Source organism: Inquilinus sp. (assembly GCF_057815775.1).
The window spans coordinates 1-3,212 of the sequence record NZ_JBYRFX010000492.1 but is presented as its reverse complement, the minus strand read 5'-3'; the positions used below and the strand labels follow the sequence as shown (position 1 = coordinate 3,212).

Annotated in this window: 1 protein-coding gene; it reads right to left on the bottom strand. The window is 74.6% G+C overall.

Annotated features, from left to right (window positions below; all coding sequences use genetic code 11):
• The coding region (locus tag AC3XYG_RS17460) for a hypothetical protein (RefSeq protein WP_489141124.1) at positions 1 to 3,212 on the bottom strand (3,212 nt) is incomplete at both ends.

Genomic DNA, 3,212 nt, shown 5'->3' with positions numbered 1-3,212 from the left:
GTCGCTGTCCTTCTCCACCGTGAAGCCGAACAGCGCGGTGCCGCCCGACGCCACCGTGACCGGGGCGCCGACGCCGTCCTCCAGCGGGATGATCGGCGTCGCCACCAGCTCGATCGACCCGGACAGCGGCCCGTCCTGCGGTGAGAACAGATGCAGCAGCGCCGCATCCTGCAGGTAGTGGTGGAACTCGGCGCCGGCCGGGAACAGCACGGGTTCGCCGCCATCGGCGGCCAGGATCACCGGCGCCGTGGTGCGGGCGGTGAGCAGCACCGGCTTGGCCGACTGCACCCGCAGGGTCATCGCCTCGCCCGACAGCGGCAGGATGCCCGGCACCGCCGCGTCCTGCTGCTCCGGCTGCGGCCAGGGGCCGGATTCGTTGGATTCCATCCAGGCGGCGACCAGCCCGGCCTCGTGGCGCAGCACCACCACGCCGGGGCCGGTCAGCGGGATCCGGTGGCCGCTGGCGACATGGCCGTCGCGGCCGATCACGGTCGCCTCCGCCGCGCCGGCAACCACCAGGCGGTGGCCCGGCCCGGTGCCGGCGGGCAGCTGCAGCAGCACCGTGCCCTCGGCGCCGAAGAAGCGCTTCATCACCCGGTCGATCGCCAGCGCCGGGGTCGGCGCCGCATCCGGGATCTGTGACAGGGTGACCGGCGCCGGGGCGGTGCCGGTGTTGACCAGCAGCACATCGGTCCAGTCGCCCTCCAGCGACCAGCTCGCCGGCATGCTGCCGGCCCAGGCGGTGACCGCATCGGGGCGGCGCCAGCCGGCAATGGCGGCGACGCCGGCCGGCAGGTCCAGGCGCAGCCGCTTGGCCCCGTCCGGCAAGGTCAGCGGCACCGCGCCGCCGGCGGCCAGGGTGACGGAAATCCCGGCATCGGCCCGCCGTTCGGAAGCCAGGGTGAGATCCAGCCCGGTCAGCTCCAGCCGCAGTGCCCCATTGCCTTCGGCGTTGCGGATGGTCAGCGGTCGGGTCCGGTCGCCCAGGGCGAAGGCCTCGCCAGCCGCGACACCCATGCCGTGGCCGGAGTCGAGGCCCGGCTGGCCGTCGCCGGACCGGGCCAGCCAGACCCGCAGCCGGTCGCGCTGCACCGGCGAGGGCTGCAGTGTCGCGCTCTCGCCGGCGGCGAGGTCGATCACGGTGGCGCGGGACGGGTCGGCGGTCAGCGGCGCCAGGGTCAGCGTGTCGGCCGCCGGGTTGCGGCTGAGCAGCCACAGCCGGTCGGATTGCGGCGCCACCACCGGTGCCGTCAGCGGCCGGATGGCGCGGCCGGGGCCGGAGCCCTGCCACAGGCCGCCTGCGGTGTCGGCGCCGTCGATCCGCACCAGCCCGGCGCCGGGCGGGGCGACCAGGGCGGTGGCCAGGGTCTGCGGCATGCCGTCCAGCGGCTGCGGCGCCCAGGCGATCGCGCCGGGCTTCTGCGGTTCTGATGTGACCGACCGGGCGGCGAAGCGCACGGCCTCGCCGCCGCCATCGACGGTCCAGACCGAGGCGCGCCACGGCCGGGCGGTGTCGCCATCGGCGGGCACGGCGACCGTGGGGGCCAGGCCGCGGTCGATGGCGACGCTGGTCCAGGCGCCGTCCGTGCCCTGGCGTTCCAGCGCCAGCATCAGCTCGGCGCTCGAACTGGCGGCGGCGACCATCAGGCTGCCCTCGGCTGCAACAGGCAGGGCCAGGCGATGCACCATCGGGCCCTTGAGGTCGACGGTGCCGGTCGCCGGCGCCGGGACGGTGGCGTCATCGGCCGGCAGCGCCAGCCGCAGCTCGGTCGTCGGCTCCGTCGCGTCGCCGGAATTGTCGGTGTCGCTCGCGCTGTCGGCCGAGCTGTCGGTCGAGGACTCGTCGCTGCTGTCGCCGGAATCGCCACCGTCGTCGGCCGCGGGCTTCGCCGCCTCGACCTGGGCCAGGTCCAGGCTGTAGCGGCCGGCTGGCAGGTATTGCGACACGGCGATGTTCCAATCGCCGTCGCGGTCGTCGAAGCGCCCCAACACCTGGCCGGTGGCGTCGCGCAGCACCGCCTTGACGTCGAGCGCGCCGAAGCTGGTCAGGCTGACCACGCGGTCGGTGGCGATGCTGAACGGCACCGTGGCCGGCAGGCTTACGCTGCGCGGCGTGTCCGGCTGCAGCTCGTCGGTCTGCAACTGCAGGGTGTAGTCCAGCCGGTCGTTGCGGCCCAGGCTGGTGGCCTCGACCCGATAGCGGCCGGCCGGCAGATCGCCGGTGAAGGCGGTGCTGCTGGTGAACCGGGCCACCGGGGCGTCTTGCGGCGGGTCGAGCCGGCGCAGATCGGCGACCATGCCCTCGCCGATGGTCAGGGTGGACTTCGCCGGCCCGGCCAGGGTGAAGTCCCACTGGTCCGGCTGGCGCGGGTCGTCGCGGCCCGGCGGCTCATGCCACTGATAGGCCTGCTCGGTGTCGAAGGGCAGGGGATGGGGCCCGTGCCCTTCCAGCGCAACGGCTGGTGTCTCCTGCGTCAGCCGGGCCACCACCTCGGTGTCGACCGCCTCGGGCAGGATCATCAGCCGGTAGTGGCCGGCAGCCAGATCCTGCTCCAGTTCCGACAGGTCGCCGGCGGCCAGCAGCGGCCAGCCCTCGGCATCTTCCAGCCGGGCGGTGAAGCTGCGGTTCAGCCCCAGGATCTGCAGCTCGTATTGGCCGTCCGCCGGAATATCGATCGGGAACAGGATGCCGCTGCCGGCGGGCAGGGCGGCGCGCACGCTGCCGGCCGGCACCAGCGTGGCGCCGTCCAGCATCGGCGTCGGGCGGGCGGTGATGCCGGCCCGGCCGGCGCCGTCCTCCGCCTTGGTTGTCACGCGATAGCGGCCGGCGCGCAGATATTGCTGCAGCAGCATGTTCTGGCCGGCGCCGTTGGCCGAGGCCGTGCCGAGCGAGGCGATGAAGGGCGTGCCGATGGTGCCGCTGGTGCGCAGGCGGCCTAGCGTCTCCACCCGGTACAGCCCGCCCGCGGCGACAGTGAGGGCGAAGCTGTGCTGGGCGTCGCGGTCGAGGTCGAAGAAATCAGGCTTGCCGGCCTGCAGCGCGGTCAGCGGTTCCGGCGGGGTGATGGCCGGGTTCGCCAGCGGCACCTCGGGCGGGCGCCAGGACAGGATGGTGCTGCCCGGCTTGGCCGGTGCGGCCAGGTGCAGCGCGGTGCTGCCGTCGGCTGCCGGCTTGGGCAGGGCCAGCGGCACCGGGCCGCTGCCGACCGCGG